Genomic DNA, 16,833 nt, shown 5'->3' with positions numbered 1-16,833 from the left:
GTTGAGCCAGATCAAGTTTGGCAACCGCGCCGCGCTTTTGTTTTATGGTGCAGCGCATCGATCAAGCATCGCCTTGACATTTGCCAAGGTTCGGGAGGGCGCAGCCATGCTGGGACGACAGGCGATCGATCTGCTCCGGGAAGCCGGCGTTGGATCGGCTTTGAGCGATGCGAGTCTCGGCCGGCTGCTCGCGGGAAGCATCGTGCAGATCCTCCCCGCGGGAACGGTCCTGTTCGAGGAAGGGACCGTTCCGGAGGCGGCTCATGTCGTGCTCACCGGCCGTGCCGCGCTCGTCTCCACCGCGAAGAGTGGGCAGGAGACCGTGATCGAGATCTTCGGGCCCGGAACGTTCCTGCTCGTGCCGGCCGTCGTGCTCGGCCTTCCCTACCTGGCGTCTTGCCGGCTGATGCAGGAATCCCGCGTGATGACCATCCGTGCCGATGTCTTCCGCGCCGAGCTCGACGGTGAGCCCCGCTTTGCCCGCGCGGTGGTGGACATGCTGGCCGGCCACTGGCGCCTGCTGATCGGGCAGATCAAGGACCTGAAGTCCCTCGGTGCGACGGAGCGGCTGGCCGACTGGCTGCTGCGCGAGAGCGAGCAGGCGGGCGACGTGATCGCGTTGACCGAGACGAAGCGTGTTCTCGCCCGCCGGCTCGGCATGAGCCCGGAGAGCTTCTCGCGCGCCATCGCTGCGCTGAGCGACCAGGGCGCGATCGCGGCGACCGGCAGGACGGTTCGGGTGAATGACCGCTCGAGGCTTGCCTCCGCAGCGGGCCGCTTGGGCTCGATCGCCGGGGGCTAGCGAGGGGCTGCCTGACCTACGCTGCGGCCTCCTCGAAGCGCAGCAGCGCGAACCAATGTCCGCGCAGCTGCCCCGCGTCGGCGAGGTGGCCTGTGCCGTCGAGCGCGAGGTGTCGGCGCATCACCGTGTCGGAGAGGTTGCCGCCGATGATCTCCGCGGCATCGGCGCCGACGGAGACGACGATGTCGCCATGGCTCGTGAACGGCTCGATGCGCGACGCGGCCTCGAAGGTCACCGGCCGGTCTGGCGCCCCGTCGCCGAGGCCGGCGCGCCATTGCACGACGATGTCGCCACGCCGCAGCGCGGTCGTGCCGATCGGGTACGCGCGATAGGGCTGTGCCCCCCCCTCGGCCGCGCGGCGGATGGCATCGCGCACGTAGGTGCTGTGCCATTCGCAGTAGGCGAACCAGGGCGCGCCGGACGAGGCGAACCACACGCCTGCCCCGATGAAGGCGGCCGACCAGGCCCAGCGATCGCCCGCAGCATCGACCGTCCGCCCATCGACGTGGCGATAGGCCGGGCGCTCCGCGGCATCGCCGACGATGCGCCAGTATTCGGCGATCCAGCCGTTGCAGGGCTCCTCGTCCTCGAGCCTGCCGAGGAAGCGCGCTTCCTCGCCTTCCGCCCAGGCGGCGAGGCGGTCAGCGGTCGTATCCATCCGTGCCATCGTGCGCCGAGTCTTCACCACGCGGCCGCGCCGGGCAAGCCGGAGCCGCGTTGACACGCTGCCGACCGTGCTTCCACGATGCCGCCGGCTGTGCAGGGAAGGTGCTGTGGTGAGCGAGGAGACACTCGAGGTTCCTGACCATCTGAGTGCCGCGCAGGCCGATTTCTCCCGCGCGGTCGCCTTCATCGATGGAACCTTCGTTCCGCTTTCCGAGGCCCGCATCCCGGTGCGCGATTTCGGCCTGATGTATGCCGACATGACCTACGACGTCGTCCATACCTGGCGGGGCGGCTTCTTCCGGCTCGAGGACCATCTCGATCGCTTCGAGGCCTCCTGCGCCGGGCTTCGGCTCGCCCCCGGCCTGCCGCGCAATGCCCTCGCCGCCTTGCTTGCAGAGCTCGTCGACCGAAGCGGACTCGCCGACACGCTCGTCTACTTCGCCTGCACGCGTGGCCAGGCGCCGCCAGGCTCGCGCGACCCGCGCACGGCAGCGAACCGCTTCTTCGCCTATGCCCAGCCTCTCGTGCTGCGCGGCCAGCCGGATGAGATGCGGCGCGGTCTCGATGCGACGATCTCGCGCGACATCCGCCGCATTCCCGCTAATTCGGTGAACCCGGTTTGGAAGAACACGCACTGGGGCGATTTCACCCGCGCGCTGTTCCTCGCCAAGGATGCCGGCTTCGACACGACCATCCTGCTCGACCAGGAGGGCAACGTCGCGGAGGGGCCTGGGTTCAACGTGGTCGCGGTGACGCGGGAAGGTCTTCTCGCCGCCGAGGCGGGTGTGCTCGAGGGCATCTCCTGCCGGACGATGATGGAGATCGCGGCCGATCTCGGCATCGCAGGCCGCTACGGCACTCTCGCGCCGGAGATTCTCGCGGCAGCGGACGAGGCCTTCATAACGTCGACGTCCTGCGGGCTGTTCCCTCTCACGCGGCTCGACGGCGCGCCGATCGGTTCGGGCCGGCCAGGGCCGGTCACGACACGGCTGCTCAACACCTATTATCGGCGCAAGAACGAAGGCTGGCGGATCACGCCCGTCGCCTCTCTTCTGCCCAATACGTCCAGGAGGGCTTCATGATCCCTACCCGCGCCCTGTGCGCCATCGGCCTCGCCGCGATGCTCGCCGCCGCGCCGGCCGGGGCACGAGACCTCACCATCGTCGCCGGCGGCGGCCCGCTGCAGGACCATATGCGCTCGACGCTGTTCCAGCCCTTCGCGCGCGCTTCCGGAATAGCGGTTGCGGACACCTCCTACGACTACAATGTCGGCCCCATCCGGGCGATGGTTCAGGCGCGCAACGTCACCTGGGACGTGGTGATGGTCGAGGCGCCCGATCTCGTTCAGGGCTGCGAGGACGGCGTGTTCGAGCGGATCGACTGGTCGGTCGTGCGGCGCGACAAGTTCCTGCCGGGCGGCGCGATCACCTGCGGCGCGGGCGCGATCGGCTGGGGCGTGGCGGTATTCTACGACACGCGCCGCAACGCGAACGGGCCGACCACCTATGCCGAGTTCTGGGACACGCGCACCTTCCCGGGCAAGCGGGCTCTCCGGCGCGGGGCACGGATCACGCTGGAGGTTGCGCTGATGGCCGACGGCGTTGCCCCGGGAGACGTCTATCGCGTGCTCGCAACCCCCGAGGGCCAGGCGCGCGCCTTCGCGAGGCTCGATGCACTTCGGCCGGAGCTGATGTTCTGGTCGGGCGGGCAGCAGCCGATCGAGCTCGTCAATGCCGGGGAGGTTGCCTACGCCGTAGGCTTCGTGGGGCGGACGACGAATGCCATGCGCTCAGGTGCTGCCTACGCGCTCAAGTGGGAGACGCTTCTCTACGCATACGACTACTGGGCGGTGGTGCGCGGCTCGCCGCACGCACCGGCAGCGATGCGCATGATCGAGTTCATCACCGATCCTGCGCCGCTTCTGGAGTTGACCAGGCTCTGGCCGATCAACCCCGTCACAGCGGCGGTGGCGAACGATGTGGAGGTGCGCGCCCGCAACCCGCTGATGATGACCAACCACGTCGAGAAGGGGCTCAACATCTCGACGGAGTTCTGGATCGAGCACGGGCCGGAGCTCGAGCGCCGCTTCGCCGCCTGGCTGAACCGCTGACGGTCGGGTGAGGGGGCAGAACGCTCTCGCAGCGGTCCTCGTCGCGCCGCTCCTGCTTCTGCTCGCGGCGGCGTTCCTTGTGCCGCTCGGCACGACGCTGCTGACGGCGGTGGCAGATCGCGAGCTTGCCGATACGCTTCCCCGCACGCACCACGCGCTCGCCGCATGGGATGGAGAGGCGCTTCCCGGCGAGGAGGCTTTCGCTGCCGTCGCCGACGAACTGGGCGTCGCGCTCGAGGAGCGCAGGCTGGGCCCGCTCGCCCAGCGCATGAACTTCGCCGCCGGCGGCCAGCGCGCGCTGCTTCTGCGCACCGCGCGGGCCGCGGACGGCCTCACTGCGCCGTACGCGGTGTCGCTTCCCGCCCTCGATCCGCGCTGGGGTGAGCGGGACACCTGGCTCAGGCTCCGCGACGCCACCGGCCCGGTGACGCCGCTCTATCTCCTGCGCGCGCTCGATCTCGACCAGGCACCAGGCGGTGCGGTGACGCGCATGGGGGAGGAGGACCGGCTGTTCCTCACCCTCTTCCTCCGCACCCTCGGCGTGGCGGTGATCGTGACGCTTCTGGCCACGCTTCTTGCGGCGCCCGTCGCCTTCCTGCTTGCCTCGCTGCCGCCGCGCTGGGCCGGGCTCGGGCTGCTCGCCGTGCTGGTGCCGTTCTGGTCGTCGATCCTCGTGCGAACCACTGCCTGGTTCGTCCTGCTGCAGCGCGAGGGGCCGGTGAACGCGACCCTCGTCGCGCTCGGGCTGACGGAGGCGCCGGTCCAGCTCATCGGCACGCGCATCGCCGTCATCGTCGCGATGCTGCATGTCCTGCTCCCCTTCGCGATCCTACCCGCCTATGCGGCGATGAAGGGGATCGACCGTGCGCTCATCCGCGCCGCGGCCTCGCTGGGGGGCTCACCTGTGCAGGTGGCGCTGCGCGTCTACCTGCCGCTCGCCTTCCCCGGCATCGCCGCAGGCGGGTTCATCGTGTTCCTGCTCGCCGTCGGGTTCTACATCACGCCCGCGTTGCTCGGCGGGCCGAGGGACCAGCTCGTCGCCTCCTTCATCGCACTGTTCATCAACCGCGAGGTCAACTGGGGCATGGCGGCTGCGCTGTCGGTGCTCCTGATGGGCTTCGCCGCCTGCGCGATCGCGGCGGCGCGGCTCTTGCTTCCGGCGGCGCTCAAGGGGCGGCTGTCGCCATGAGCGCCGCCTGGGCCTGGCGGGTGGCGATCGGGGCGCTCGCCCTCCTCGTGCTCGCCTTCCTGCTGGCGCCGATGGCCGCGATCATCCCGCTGTCCGTCGCACCGACCGAGGTGATGCGTTTTCCGCCGGAGGGCTTCTCGCTCCGCTGGTATGAGGAGATCTTCACCTCCGGCCGATGGCTTCTCGCCGCCCGCAACAGCCTCGTCGTCGCCGTCGCCACCACTGTCGTCGCCACGACGCTCGGCACGCTTGCAGCGCTCGGGCTCACGCTCGGGCGCTTCCGTGGCAAGGCCGTGCTGATCGCCCTGTTCAGCCTGCCGATCGTGACGCCCTCGATCGTCACCGCCGCCTCGGTCTTCCTCGCCTTCTCGCTTGCGGGGCTTTCCGGCACGCTCGCCGGCCTCGTGCTGGCCCACACCGTCGTCGCGGTGCCGTTCGTGCTGATCGCCGTGCTCGCGGCGCTGAAGGGCTTCGACATGACGCTGCTCCGCGCCGCTGCGGCTTCCGGCGCGCCGCCGCATGTCGCCTTTCGCCGCGTCGTCGTGCCGCTGATCGCCCCGGGCATCCTCACGGGCGCGGTGTTCGCCTTCGCGACCTCGTTCGACGAGTTCATCATCACGCTCTTCATCGCCGGCCCGGCGCAGTACACCCTGCCGCGGCAGATCTATGCGAGCGTGCGCGAGTTCCTCTCTCCTGCCATCTGTGCAGCCTCCGTCATGCTCTTCCTGTGCTCCACGGTGCTGCTCGCGCTGACGAGCTGGGCCCGGCGGCGTCAGTAGGTCGCACGGCCGCCGGAGATGTCGAACACCGCGCCTGTCGAGAACGACGCCTCGTCCGAGGCGAGCCAGCAGATCAGCGAGGCCACCTCCTCGACCAGGCCGAACCGGCCCATCGGGATCTTCGAGAGCATCCAGCCGATGTGCTGCTCGCTCATCTGCGCGAAGATGTCGGTCTTCACCGCAGCAGGCGTGACGCAGTTCACCCGGATCGGCGTATCGGCGAGCTCCTTGCCGAGCGCCTTGGTCAGCGCGATCACGCCCGCCTTGGCAGAGGAATAGGCCGCCGCATTCGGGTTGCCCTCCTTCCCGGCGATCGAGGCGACGTTGACGATCCGCCCACGCCCGCGCGCGCGCATGCCAGGCACCACGGCACGCGAGCAGAGGAACACCCCCGTGAGGTCGATGTCGATCACCCGCCGCCAGGCATCGACCGGATAGCTCTCGACCGGCCCGTTCGGCCCGGTGATGCCGGCATTGTTGACGAGGATGTCGACCGGCCCGAGCGCCGCCTCCGTTGCCGCCACCGCCGCCGCGACGGACGCATCGTCCGCCACATCGACCTTCACGGCCGCGCCGCCGAGCCGTGCGGCGACCTTCTCCGCCTCGGCGAGGTCGACGTCCCAGAGGGCGACGCGCCCGCCTTCGGCCGCGATGCGCTCGGCGACGGCCAGGCCGATGCCGCGCGCCCCGCCGGTGACCGCGGCGACGCGGCCTGCGAAACGATCCGATGCCATGATGGTTCTCTCCTGGTCAGGCCATCCACGGCGGCACGGGAAGCCCCTTGCCGCTCAGGAACTCGGGATTGAAGAGCTTGCTCTGGTAGCGCGCGCCGCCGTCGCAGAGGATCGTGACCACCGTGTGGCCAGGTCCGAGCGCGCGCGCCACCCGGATGGCCGCCGCGACGTTCAGCCCCGCGCTGCCGCCGACGGAAAGCCCCTCGTGGATCGTCAGGTCGAAGACCTGCTCGAGCATCTCCTCGTCCGTCACCTGGATCGCATCGTCGATCGGCGCGCCCTCGAGGTTGCCGGGAACGCGGCTCTGCCCGATTCCCTCCGTGATCGAGCTGCCCGAGAGCTCCAGCGTGCCGCTGCTCTTCCAGGAATAGAGTGCACTGCCCATCGGGTCGGCGAGCGTGATGCGCACGGCGGGCTTCCGTGCCTTCAGCGCCATCGCCACGCCGGCTAGCGTCCCGCCCGTGCCGCAGGCGCAGGTGAAGGCATCGACCGACCCGCCGGTCTGGTGCCAGATCTCCTCCCCCGTCGTGGTGCGGTGGCCCTCGCGGTTGGCAAGATTGTCGAACTGGTTCGCCCAGATCGCCCCGTTCGCCTCGCTCGTCGCGAGCTCCTCGGCGAGCCTGCGCGAGACATGGACATAGTTGCCGGGGTCCTTGAACGGGGCTGCCGGGACGAGGCGAAGCTCGGCGCCGATCATGTGCAGGAACTCGATCTTCTCCCGGCTCTGCGTCTCCGGCATCACGATTACGCTCCGGTAGCCGCGCGCGTTGCCGACGAGGGTGAGGCCGATGCCGGTGTTGCCGGCCGTGCCTTCGACGATCGTCCCGCCTCGACGAAGCAGGCCCTTGGCTTCGGCATCGCTCACGATCGCGAGCGCGGCGCGGTCCTTCACCGACCCGCCCGGGTTCATGAACTCGGCCTTCCCGAGGATCGTGCAGCCCGTGGCCTCGGATGCGCGCCGAAGCCTGATCAATGGCGTGTTGCCGATGGCGCCGATGAGCCCGTCCGCAACGCCGCCCGCACCTGTCTCCACGCGTCTCTCCATGCTTTCGCCAATGCCAGCGCGACGCTACACAAGCGCCAGAGCGGCGCGGATGCAACCTGGGCCCGGCCGCCGCATGGGAGGATCTGCATGAGCGACATCCCGAACGTGACGGTGCGGGAGACCTGGGAGGCCCTGAAGCGCGACCCGGCGGCCGCCCTCGTCGATGTCCGCACCGATGCGGAGTGGACCTATGTGGGCGTGCCCGACCTCTCGGAGGTTGGCAAGCCGGTCCACCGCATCGCCTGGCAGCTGTTTCCCGCCATGTCTGTCAATGACGGGTTCGTCACCGCGCTCGGCGAGCAGGGGCTCACCCCCGGCCACAAGCTCTATTTCCTCTGCCGTTCCGGCGCGCGCAGCCTTGCCGCAGCTAAGGCCGCGAGGGAGGCCGGATACGGCGCGTGCTTCAACATCGCCGACGGGTTCGAGGGGCCGCTCGATCCCGCCGGCCACCGGCGCACGCGTGCCGGCTGGATCGCCGCGGGCCTGCCCTGGAAGCAGGGCTAGGCGGATGAAACGCCGGGGCCGCGGCACGCTCCCCGCCCTGCATGTGCGCGTCGATCTCGTGCCGGGCGTCTCGTTCGGCCCCGGCAAGGCGGACCTGTTGCAGGGCATTGCCGAGACGGGCTCGATCGCGGCCGCCGGGCGCCGCCTCGGCATGAGCTACAAGCGCGCCTGGTCGCTCGTCGAGACGCTGAACGCCATGTTCCGCTCCCCGCTCGTGGCCGCGACGAAGGGTGGGGCCGCCGGAGGCGGCGCGACGCTGACGGGCGACGGCGAGGCGGTGCTCGCCCGCTACAGGGCCATCCAGGCAGGTGCGGCCGCGGCGACGGCGGAGGACCTCGCTGCGCTGCGGCATGCCGCGCGCGAAGCCCCGAGCGACGGCGGGTGACGAACCTCACGTCATCGGCCTCCTGAACGCGCTATCGTCCGCCCTCCACAAGAGCTGCCCTGCAGCCATGGGTAAGGAGCGCGACGATGGCTTTCAGCAAGACGCAGTTCGAGACCTTCGTGGACAGCCTGGGCCTCAACTTCTTCAACGCGGACGAGCTTCTCGTCGGCCGCTACAGGCCGGACAACGGACCGCCACCGGTGACGATCTGGCACAACATCGTGCCGACGATCCTCATCCTCGATCATCTGCGCGAGCATACGGGCTGCGGCATCAAGCTGATTAGCGTCTACCGAACGGAGGCGTACAACGACCCGGAGAAGAACAAGGGCAGGGCCCCGCTCTCGCAGCACCAGGCCTTCACGGCGATCGACTTCCGCGTCACGGGCATGAAGCCGGACAAGGTGGTGCCGATCCTCAAGGGCTGGGAGAACAGCGAGTGGTTCTGGTCGCCGCTCGACTTCCAGCGCAAGGCGGTGAAGGTGAGCAAGGGGAACATTCCGTTCGGTGAGATGCCACGCAAGGTCTCTGCCGGCGTGCTCGGCTGCTGGTTCACCTTCCGCGGCTTCGTGAAGCCCTACATGAAGCAGAACTTCACCCATCTCGACACGCGCGGGATGCTGTCTGGCGAGGATGACGACGGCGAGTGAAAGCCGGCCCGATCATTCTACTGCCGCGGCCGTCTGGCATCGGTTTCGTCTGGCATCGGTTTCGCCTGGCATCGGGTTCCCGTGCTTCCGGTGCTCACGGGCCGGAAGCCCGCTCCGCTCCGGTTCTCGGAAACCGCGCCATCCGGCTCACGGCAGCGAATGCTCAGGCCGGCTCTGAACGCTATCGCCGCGCGACGGCCTTGTGCTCGAGCCGGCTGAGCAGGCGCACCACCGGCCAGAGCATGAGGAAATAGACGATCGCCGCGGCGACGATCGGCGAGGGGTTGTAGGTCACGCTCTGGGCCTGGCGTGCCTGGAACAGCAGCTCGGGCAGTGCGACGACGGAGGCGATGGAGGTGAGCTTCACCACCTCGAGCGTGTTCGAGACGAGGTCCGGCAGGACGTTCCGCACGGCCTGCGGCAGGATGACGTAGCCCATCGTCTGCGTGGCGGAGAGCCCCGTCGACCGTGCCGCCTCCACCTGCCCACGCGGGATGCTCTCGATGCCCGCTCGCAGGATCTCCCCATAATAGGATGAGGTGTTGAGGAAGAAGCCGATCGCCACGCAGCCGAAGGCGCCGATCTCGATGCCGGCGAAGGGCAGGCCGGCGTAGATGAACACGAGCAGCACGAGGGGTGGAAAGGCGCGGAAGAAATCCACCCACGCGATCAGCGGCCAGCGGATCATCGGGTGGCGGAACACCGACAGCACCGCGAGCACCACGCCGCCCGCGAGGCCGAGCGGCACGGCGGCGAGGATGAGCAGCAGCGTCATCCACAAGCCCTGCAGCAGGATCGGCGAGGCCGCGCGCATCACCTCGATGTTGAAGAAGGTGAAGAGGAACTCCTCCATCGCCGGCTACCGCTTCCAGGCGAACCGCGTCTCGACCCAGCGGCCGAACGCGACGACGGGGATGAACAGGATCAGGTAGGCGATCGCGCCCAGGGTGAGCGGCGAGGGGTTCGAGGAGAAGGCGACGGCTCCCGAGGCGACCGACAGGATCTCCGCCACCGCCACGACGCTGCCGAGCGCGGTTCCCTTGGTGATCGCGATCGTCCGGTTCGTCAGCGGCGGGATGCAGATGCGAAGCGCCTGCGGCAGAACGACATGGGTTAGCGTCGCGGTGAAGCCGAGGCCGGTCGAGCGCGCGGCTTCCCACTGCCCCTTCGGCACGGCGAGGATGCCGCCCCAGACGATTTCCTCGGCAAAGGCGGCGAGAACGAGCGTCAGGCTGATCCAGGTCGAGACGAAGCCCGACGGCGCCGGCCCGAGGCTCGGCAGGCCGAAGTAGATCAGCACGATGATCACGAGCGGGGGAAGCGCGCGGAACAGATCGACCACGAACACGATCAGCCAGTTTAGCGGTCGGATGCCGAAGCTGCGGATGACGGCGAGCGCAAGCCCCAGAGCGAGGCCGGAGACGACGATGAGAAGCGCGAGCTCGACCGTCAGGATGAACCCCTCGACGATCTTCGGCAGGTACTCGGCCATCACCTTCCAATTGAAGAAGGTGAAGACGAAACGGTCCCAGTCGGTCATCGCACGGCTGGGCTCAATGGTCGAGCTGGCGGAGGAAGGCGCGGGTGCGCTCCTGCTGCGGGGCGCCGAACACCTGGGCGGGCGTTCCCTGCTCGACGATCACGCCATGGTCCATGAACACCACGCGGTCGGCCGCCGCACGGGCGAAGGCCATCTCGTGGCTGACGACGACCATCGTCATGCCGGCCTCGCGAAGTGACCGCATCACGGCGAGCACGCCGCCCACAAGCTCGGGGTCGAGCGCCGAGGTGGGCTCGTCGAACAGCATCACGCGCGGCTCGAGCGCGATGGCGCGCGCGATGGCGACGCGCTGCTGCTGGCCACCCGAAAGCTCGAGCGGGTAGGCCTCTGCCTTCTCTGCGAGCCCGACGCGCGCGAGCGCGGCGTCGGCGAGCTCGTCTGCCTCCGCGCGCGATTTGCCGGCGACCTTGCGCAGCGCCAGCGTCACGTTCCCCCGCGCCGTCATGTGCGGGTAGAGGTTGAATTGCTGGAACACCATGCCGATGCGCTGGCGGGCGAGATTGATGTCGGTCCGGCGGTCGAGCAGGTCGATGCCATCGACCATCACCGAGCCGGAGGACGGCGTCTCGAGCCTGTTGCAGCAGCGCAGAAGCGTCGACTTGCCGCTTCCGGACGGGCCGATGACAAAGACGAGCTCCCGCTCCGACACGACGAGATCGACGCCCTTCAGGACATGAAGGGCGCCGAAATGCTTGTGGATGCCTATCGCATCGACGATGGGGCGCGCTGTCGCCACCCCGCTCAGCACCCCTTCTCGTGCGGCGTGGCGTCGTAGCCGGCGAGGCCAGGCACCCCGCGGCCCGGGAAGGGCGTGTTCTCGGCGTCGTCTGCCTCGGGCTTCACACCGAACCACTTCTCGGAAAGCTGGGCGATCGTGCCGTCCTTCTTCATGCACTCGAGCACCCGGTCCACCTCGTCGCGCAACTCCTTCGACTGGAGCGGGAAGGGCGCGGCCCAGTGCGCGCGGGTGTCGCGCAGCACGAGGTCGGGCACGAATTGCGGAGTGCGGGTCGCGGCATAGCGCACCACCGTGTTGCCCGCGAGATTGCCATAGGCCCGGCCGGCGATCACCGCCTGCACGGCGTCTGTGTTGGTGTCGTAGGCCTGCACCGTGAAGCCGTACCGCGCCGCGTTCGCCTGGGCCCACGTGTCGTAGGCGCTGCCCTTGTTCACCGAGATCGTTTTGCCGCGAAGCTCCTCGAGGTCCTTGATCGGAGCCGAGCCGCGGCGGATGCCGAACTGGAAGGCCGTGTAGATGTAGCCTTCCGTGAACAGCATGTTCTGGGCCCGTTCCGCCGTCGCCGTCGTCGGCGCGCAGAGGAAGTCGTAGCGGCCGGCATTCATCGCGGGGATCAGGCCCGAAAAGCTCGCGCTGTCCATCTGCAGCGGCCGGCCCATCCGCTTGGCCACCTCGTTGAAGAGGTCGACGTTGAAGCCCTCGATGCCGCCGCCGAGCTTCGGCATCGCATGCGGGGCGAACGTGCCGTCGACCGCGCAGCGCAGCGGCGCCTGCGCTGCGGCCGGGCTTGCGAGGCCGAGGCAGGCTGCCGCCGCGCCGGCGAGGAGAAGCCGTGATCTACCCATGATGAACACCACCTGTTCTTCGTCGGTTCAGGCCAGCATTGCGCAGCAGGCGCCAGCCGGCAACCGCACCGCTTCGCCGCGGGAGGGCCGATTACCCGGAGCGTTGATCATGGGGGGCGGCGCCTGTAGCGTCCGGGCCAGGGATGCATCGTCACGGGAGGTATCGAGATGCCCATCACACCGCGCCGCACGCTCATGGCGGCAGCCGCACTCGCCGGGCTGGCGCTCGCCGGCCCTGCCACCGCGCAGGCGCCGCAATTCTTCCGCATCGGCACCGGTGCGGCCGGCGGCACCTATTATCCGATCGGCGGCATGATCGCGAACGCGATCTCCTGCCCGCCTGGAGCGCCGTGCCGCGATGCCGGCGGCACGGCCGGCGTTCCGGGCCTCGTTGCCGTCGCTCAGGCGACCCAGGGCTCGGTCCAGAACGTGAACCTCATCCAGTCCGGCGCGGCAGAGAGCGGCTTCTCGCAGTCCGACGTCGCGCACTGGGCCTATACCGGCACGGGCCTGTTCGAGGGGCGGCCGAAGGCAGACCGGGTTCGCTTCATCGCCCATCTCTTCGGCGAGCAGCTGCACGCCGTGGTGCGGCGCGATAGCCCGGTGCAGAGGCTCGAGGACCTTCGCGGCAAGCGGGTGGTCGTCGGCCTCCAGGCGTCCGGTGCGCGCATCGGGTCCGAGCTCGTGCTCGATGCGGCGGGGCTGAGGGGGGCATACACGCCCGAGTACCTTTCCGCCGCGCAGGGCGTGGAGCGGATGCAGGACCGCGGGCTCGATGCGGTTCTGCAGGTCGTCGCCGCGCCGGCTGCCGCCTTCACCGAGTTCTGCAGCCGCGCGGGCTGCCGCGTCCTGCCGTTCACCGATGCGCAGATCCAGGCGGTGAACCAGCGCGCGCCGTTCTACAGCCGCGGCGTGATCCCGAAGGGCACGTATGAGGGCGTGACCGAGGACGTGCCGACCCTCTCGGTCGGCGCGGTGTGGATCGTCAGCTCCCAGGTTGCCGATGATCTCGTCTACGAGATCACCAAGAGCCTCTGGAGCGAGACGACGAAGAGCCTCCTGCAGCGCGGCCATGTTCGGGCGCGCGACATCGTCGCCCAGACCGCGCTCGAAGGGCGGGGCGAGGTGCCGCTGCATCCGGGCGCGGAGCGGTTCTATCGCGAAGCCGGCATGCTGCGCTGAGCGTCCTTTGACCACGTGGCGGGTGGTGCGGCAGCGCGCCACCCGCCGCGCCTGAAGCAGGGCGCCGCATGACCACATCGATCGACTACGACAAGGCCTCCGAACTCGAGCGGCAGTACGACCCGGAGCTGAACTTCCGGACCTTGCACGGCCCCGCCGGGGTGCTCGTGTCGTTCACGCTCGTGGCGCTCTCGCTCTACCAGTACTACACGGCGGGCTTCGGCGTGCCGCCGGAGCATTGGCACAACGCGATCTATCTCGGCGCGGTGCTCGCGCTCATCTTCGTCCTGTTCGGCGCGGGGCGGACCGACACGCCGGGGATGATGCCCCGCCTCGGCGGCGTGCCGGTGACCGACTGGCTGCTCGCGGCGGTGTCGATCGTCGTGGTCATGTACCTGCCTTACGACTTCAGCAACCTGACCTTCCGCATCGGGGTGCCCAATACCTGGGACCTCGTCATGGGGACGATCCTCATCGTCCTTGTGCTGGAGGCGACGCGGCGGTCTATGGGCATCGTTCTGCCCATCATCGTCATCATCTTCATCCTGTACGGATTGTTCGGGTACCTGGTTCCCGGCGTGCTGGCCCACCCGGGCGCGAGCTTCGGCAACTTCATCAGCCAGCTCTACATGACGCAGGAGGGGATTTTCGGCATCCCCATCAAGGTCGTCGCCACCTTCGTGTTCCACTTCGTCCTGTTCGGCGTGATCGCGACGAAGATGGGCCTCGGCCAGTTCTTCATCGACATCGCGACCGCCGCCGCAGGCCGCTACCCGGGCGGCCCGGCGAAGGTGTCAGTGCTCTCATCGGCCTTCTTCGGCACGATCTCGGGCTCCTCGATCGCCAACACGGTGACGACGGGAAGCCTCACCATCCCGGCGATGATGAAGATCGGCTATCGCGGCACCTTCGCAGGCGCAGTCGAGGCGGCGGCGAGCGCTGGCGGGCAGATCACCCCACCGATCATGGGTGCGGCCGCCTTCATCATGACCGAGTTCCTCGGCGTGCCGTACACCACCATCATCATCGCGGCCATCGTTCCGGCGGCGATGCACTATCTCGGCGTGCTCATCCAGGTGCACCTCGAGGCCAAGCGCAGCGGCATCCGGGGCATGGAGGAGCACGAGCTCCCGAGGGTCTGGCCCACGATCAAGCGCGGCTGGCCGACGGTGATCCCGCTGATCATCCTCGTCGGCACGATCATGGAGGGCTACACGCCCTACCTCGCCGCCTTCAACGGCATCACCGCCTGCGTTGTCGTCGGCTTCCTGAACCCGATGAACCGGATCACGCTGCGCGACCTCTGGGACGCGCTCGAGACGGGTGCAAAATATGCCCTCGCCGTCGGCGTCGCGGCGGCGGCGGTGGGCATCGTCGTCGGCGTCATCACGCTGACGGGCGCGGCGTTCCGCCTCTCCTTCATGGTGACGCAGGCGGCCGGCAACCTCGCCGCGGAGATCTACCCCATCTTTGCGATCCTGCCGTTCGAGCTTGCCTCGATGCAGGGCATCACCCTGTTCCTGACGCTGCTCTTCGTGGCGCTCACCTGCATCGCGATGGGAGCGGGCATTCCGACGACTGCGCTCTACATCGTGCTCGCAGCGATCGCCGCCCCGGCTGTGGAGCAACTGGGCGTGCCGCCGATCGCCGCGCATCTCTTCATCTTCTACTACGGGCTGCTGGCCGACCTGACGCCGCCCGTCTGCGTGGCCGCCTATGCCGCGGCCGGCATCGCCGGCGCCAACCCGTTCAAGACGGGGTTGACCGCCTTCCGCCTCGGCTCCGCCAAGGCACTTGTGCCGTTCGTGTTCGCCTATTCGCCGGCGATGCTGATTGTCGCGCCAGGCTTCACGATCGGCGAGTTCCTGCTGGTGACGACCTCCTGCGCGCTCGGTGTCTGCGCGCTCGGCGTCGCGCTGACCGGCTATGCGTTCGCGCCGATGGGCTGGCTGTCTCGCGCGCCGCTTCTGGCGGCGAGCCTGCTGATGATCGCCCCCGGAACGACGCCGACGCTGATCGGAACCTGCATCGTGGTGCCGATCCTCGCCATCAACTACATGGCCGGGCGCGGCAGGGTTCAGGCGGCGTCCGGGTAGAGGCGGCGAAGTCCCCCCTCGGAGGCGGCGCATCGCCCCCGCTCGGTGATCAGGCCGGTCACGAGCCGCGCGGGCGTCACGTCGAAGGCGGGGTTGGCGGCAGGGCTGCCGGGCGCGACGACGCGGAGCGTCATCGGCGTGCCGTCTTCCGCCTGGCCGTGCACATGCGTCATCTCGCGTGCCGACCGTTCCTCGATCGGGATGTCGCGAAGCCCGTCAGCGACCGTCCAGTCGATCGTCGAGAAGGGCAGCGCGACCCAGAAGGGCACGCCGGTGTCGTGCGCTGCGAGCGCCTTGAGGTAGGTGCCGATCTTGTTCGCGACATCCCCGTTGCGGGCCACCCGGTCGGTGCCAACGAGCACGATGTCCACCGCGCCGCGCTGCATCAGGTGCCCGCCCGCATTGTCGGCGATGACGGTGTGCGGCACCCCATGCGCGCCGAGCTCGAACGCCGTCAGCGCGCCGCCCTGGTTGCGCGGCCGCGTCTCGTCCACCCAGACGTGGATGTCCAGCCCGGCATCGTGCGCGGCGTAGATCGGCGCGGTCGCCGTTCCCCAATCGACGGTCGCCAGCCACCCGGCGTTGCAGTGTGTCAGCACGTTCACCCGCCCCTTGCGGGCAGCGATCGCGGAGAGAAGCGGCAGACCATGCCGGCCGATCGCTGCGCAGGCGGCTTCGTCCTCGTCGGCGATGGCGATGGCTTCGGCCCAGGCGCGGGCTGCACGGTCGGCCGGCGGGACCGACGCCGCCGCCCGGCGCACGCGGGCGAGCGCCCAGGCAAGGTTGACCGCCGTCGGCCGTGTGGCGGCGAGCGCTGACTCGGCCTCAGCAAGCGCCGCGTCCGAGGCACCCTCCCGAAGCGCGAGGGCGAGGCCGAAGGCGGCCGTGGCCCCGATGAGCGGCGCGCCGCGAACCTGCATCGAGCGGATGGCGTGCGCCGCGGCGCCGGCATCGCGGATCGTCAGCCACTCGACGCGCCAGGGAAGCAGCGTCTGGTCGAGCACGCGGAACGACGCGCCGTCGGCTCCGGGCACGATGCTCCTCGTTGTCTCGCCGCCGATGCGCATCAGTGCGTGAGCCGCTGGTGCAGGACGCAGATGAGCGTGAAGAGCCGCCTCGCCGTGTCGAAATCGACCTCGATCTTGCCGTCGAGCCGGCGCCGGAGGAGCTCTGCCGCCTCGTTGTGAAGGCCGCGGCGGCCCATGTCGATGGCCTGGATCCGTGTCTCGCGCCCTTCGCCCACCGCCTCGACATGGGCGTGGACCATCATCAGGTAGTCCTTGATCAGCCGCCGGAAGGGACCCATCGCGAGCACGATCGCCGTGATCGGCACGCCGTCCGCCCGGCGGATGTCGAAGGCGAGGCGACCCTCGATCAGTCCGAGATGCAGCCGGTACGGCCCCTTGGGGGCGCCGGCGGGAACGAAACGGTTCTCGTGGAGGATGTCGGCCACCGCGGTCGCGCGGTCGGCCTCGAGCTCGTCGTTCAGCCGCGTCAGCGCCTCGCCTTCCAGCACCACCTCAGCAATGCGGCTGTGGTGTGGCAT

19 protein-coding genes are annotated in these 16,833 nt (G+C 69.2%); 10 read left to right on the top strand and 9 right to left on the bottom strand.

Annotated features, from left to right (window positions below; all coding sequences use genetic code 11):
• The first annotated feature begins 106 nt into the window (after positions 1–106).
• Complete coding sequence (locus FIF60_RS02790) at positions 107–802, top strand: helix-turn-helix domain-containing protein (RefSeq protein WP_144183604.1); 696 nt, start codon at positions 107–109, stop codon at positions 800–802.
• 16 nt (positions 803–818) lie between these two features.
• Here the strand turns inward: FIF60_RS02790 and FIF60_RS02785 are convergent, their stop codons facing one another.
• On the bottom strand, positions 819–1,526 hold the full coding sequence (locus FIF60_RS02785; RefSeq protein WP_158639034.1) for a DUF2272 domain-containing protein: 708 nt from the start codon (positions 1,524–1,526) through the stop codon (positions 819–821).
• Between the two features lie 52 nt (positions 1,527–1,578).
• Here FIF60_RS02785 and FIF60_RS02780 point away from each other — a divergent pair, with 52 nt between their 5' ends.
• The 4 genes from FIF60_RS02780 to FIF60_RS02765 are packed head-to-tail and all read left to right on the top strand — an operon-like array spanning position 1,579 to position 5,546.
• Positions 1,579–2,550 (top strand): aminotransferase class IV, encoded by a 972-nt coding sequence (locus FIF60_RS02780; protein WP_158639033.1) that lies wholly within the window; start codon positions 1,579–1,581, stop codon positions 2,548–2,550.
• Positions 2,547–3,578 carry an extracellular solute-binding protein gene (locus tag FIF60_RS02775; protein WP_144183600.1) on the top strand — a complete coding sequence of 344 codons (1,032 nt, stop codon included), beginning with the start codon at positions 2,547–2,549 and terminating at the stop codon, positions 3,576–3,578. The genes FIF60_RS02780 and FIF60_RS02775 overlap by 4 nt, the downstream gene beginning before the upstream one ends.
• 7 nt (positions 3,579–3,585) lie before the next feature.
• On the top strand, positions 3,586–4,767 hold the full coding sequence (locus tag FIF60_RS02770) for an ABC transporter permease (protein WP_144183598.1): 1,182 nt from the start codon (positions 3,586–3,588) through the stop codon (positions 4,765–4,767).
• Positions 4,764–5,546 carry an ABC transporter permease gene (locus FIF60_RS02765; RefSeq protein ID WP_144183596.1) on the top strand — a complete coding sequence of 261 codons (783 nt, stop codon included), beginning with the start codon at positions 4,764–4,766 and terminating at the stop codon, positions 5,544–5,546. Before FIF60_RS02770 ends, FIF60_RS02765 begins: the two co-directional genes overlap by 4 nt.
• Here FIF60_RS02765 and FIF60_RS02760 read toward each other — a convergent pair.
• Entirely contained in the window at positions 5,540–6,280 is a 741-nt protein-coding gene (locus FIF60_RS02760) for an SDR family oxidoreductase (protein ID WP_144183594.1), read from the bottom strand. The two genes, FIF60_RS02765 and FIF60_RS02760, sit on opposite strands and share 7 nt — an antisense overlap.
• A 16-nt stretch (positions 6,281–6,296) precedes the next feature.
• A complete protein-coding gene (locus FIF60_RS02755) occupies positions 6,297–7,313 on the bottom strand; it encodes a cysteine synthase A (RefSeq protein ID WP_239451467.1) in 1,017 nt (338 codons plus the stop codon).
• A gap of 99 nt (positions 7,314–7,412) precedes the next feature.
• On the opposite strand from FIF60_RS02755, the gene FIF60_RS02750 reads away from it, so the two are divergent.
• The 3 genes from FIF60_RS02750 (at position 7,413) to FIF60_RS02740 (ending at position 8,864) form a co-directional block, all read left to right on the top strand.
• Positions 7,413–7,829 carry a rhodanese-like domain-containing protein gene (locus FIF60_RS02750; RefSeq protein ID WP_144183590.1) on the top strand — a complete coding sequence of 139 codons (417 nt, stop codon included), beginning with the start codon at positions 7,413–7,415 and terminating at the stop codon, positions 7,827–7,829.
• A 4-nt stretch (positions 7,830–7,833) separates the two neighbouring features.
• Positions 7,834–8,214: a winged helix-turn-helix domain-containing protein gene (locus tag FIF60_RS02745; RefSeq protein ID WP_144183588.1), complete on the top strand. Its 381-nt coding sequence runs from the start codon at positions 7,834–7,836 to the stop codon at positions 8,212–8,214.
• Between the two features lie 86 nt (positions 8,215–8,300).
• Positions 8,301–8,864 carry a D-Ala-D-Ala carboxypeptidase family metallohydrolase gene (locus FIF60_RS02740; RefSeq protein WP_144183586.1) on the top strand — a complete coding sequence of 188 codons (564 nt, stop codon included), beginning with the start codon at positions 8,301–8,303 and terminating at the stop codon, positions 8,862–8,864.
• A gap of 181 nt (positions 8,865–9,045) precedes the next feature.
• Here FIF60_RS02740 and FIF60_RS02735 read toward each other — a convergent pair whose 3' ends face one another.
• From FIF60_RS02735 to FIF60_RS02720, 4 genes are read right to left on the bottom strand one after another with little or no spacing between them, the layout of a single operon-like run.
• Entirely contained in the window at positions 9,046–9,717 is a 672-nt protein-coding gene (locus tag FIF60_RS02735; RefSeq protein ID WP_144183584.1) for an amino acid ABC transporter permease, read from the bottom strand.
• Between the two features lie 6 nt (positions 9,718–9,723).
• On the bottom strand, positions 9,724–10,404 hold the full coding sequence (locus FIF60_RS02730) for an amino acid ABC transporter permease (protein WP_144183582.1): 681 nt from the start codon (positions 10,402–10,404) through the stop codon (positions 9,724–9,726).
• A 13-nt stretch (positions 10,405–10,417) separates the two neighbouring features.
• Entirely contained in the window at positions 10,418–11,170 is a 753-nt protein-coding gene (locus FIF60_RS02725) for an amino acid ABC transporter ATP-binding protein (protein ID WP_275426702.1), read from the bottom strand.
• The gene (locus tag FIF60_RS02720; RefSeq protein ID WP_144183577.1) at positions 11,167–12,009 is read right to left on the bottom strand and encodes a transporter substrate-binding domain-containing protein; all 843 of its coding nucleotides are present in this window, start codon (positions 12,007–12,009) and stop codon (positions 11,167–11,169) included. The genes FIF60_RS02725 and FIF60_RS02720 overlap by 4 nt, the downstream gene beginning before the upstream one ends.
• A gap of 168 nt (positions 12,010–12,177) precedes the next feature.
• On the opposite strand from FIF60_RS02720, the gene FIF60_RS02715 reads away from it, so the two are divergent.
• Positions 12,178–13,191: a TAXI family TRAP transporter solute-binding subunit gene (locus FIF60_RS02715; RefSeq protein ID WP_144183574.1), complete on the top strand. Its 1,014-nt coding sequence runs from the start codon at positions 12,178–12,180 to the stop codon at positions 13,189–13,191.
• 68 nt (positions 13,192–13,259) lie between these two features.
• On the top strand, positions 13,260–15,287 hold the full coding sequence (locus tag FIF60_RS02710) for a TRAP transporter permease (protein ID WP_144183572.1): 2,028 nt from the start codon (positions 13,260–13,262) through the stop codon (positions 15,285–15,287).
• Here the strand turns inward: FIF60_RS02710 and mtnA are convergent.
• Together mtnA and FIF60_RS02700 are read right to left on the bottom strand one after the other, a co-directional pair.
• Complete coding sequence (gene mtnA / locus FIF60_RS02705; RefSeq protein ID WP_144183570.1) at positions 15,269–16,354, bottom strand: S-methyl-5-thioribose-1-phosphate isomerase; 1,086 nt, start codon at positions 16,352–16,354, stop codon at positions 15,269–15,271. The genes FIF60_RS02710 and mtnA overlap by 19 nt on opposite strands.
• Entirely contained in the window at positions 16,354–16,833 is a 480-nt protein-coding gene (locus FIF60_RS02700; protein WP_144183568.1) for a UPF0262 family protein, read from the bottom strand. Before FIF60_RS02700 ends, mtnA begins: the two co-directional genes overlap by 1 nt.

The organism is Elioraea rosea, assembly GCF_007644105.1.
Taxonomy (GTDB): domain Bacteria; phylum Pseudomonadota; class Alphaproteobacteria; order Acetobacterales; family Acetobacteraceae; genus Elioraea_A; species Elioraea_A rosea.
The sequence above is the reverse complement of the archived record's forward strand: the minus strand, read 5'-3'. Positions and strand labels throughout refer to the sequence as shown.